Source organism: Nocardioides oceani (assembly GCF_030412965.1).
GTDB lineage: Bacteria > Actinomycetota > Actinomycetes > Propionibacteriales > Nocardioidaceae > Nocardioides > Nocardioides oceani.
Genome location: NZ_JAUHJQ010000105.1, coordinates 1 through 292 on the forward strand (window position 1 = coordinate 1; position 292 = coordinate 292).

General features: G+C 77.4%; 1 protein-coding gene. It reads right to left on the reverse strand.

The window, feature by feature from the left end; translation table 11 throughout:
- Nucleotides 1–32 precede the first annotated feature (32 nt).
- Nucleotides 33–292: phosphoribosyltransferase family protein (locus QWY28_RS23440; protein WP_300955321.1), on the reverse strand; the 260-nt coding region annotated here is incomplete at its 5' end.

The window sequence follows — 292 nt, forward strand, 5'->3', positions numbered from 1 at the left end:
CCAGACGTATGACGTCCCGCGGCCGCTGGCGCTCAGCCGGAGACGCCCAGCACCAGCGGGCGTACGGCGACGGCCCCGGCGCGGCGGATCGCCCGCGCGGCCATGGTGAGGGTCCAGCCGGTGTCGGTGAGGTCGTCGACCAGCAGCACCGAGCGGCCCTCCAGCGACCCGGGGTCGGCGTGCAGGTCGAAGCGGCGGCCCACGGCGGCCACGCGCTGGGCGGAGTTCATCGACCCCTGGCCGGGCGCGACGTCGGGGTCGACCACCGCCCACCGGCCCAGCAGCGGCACCT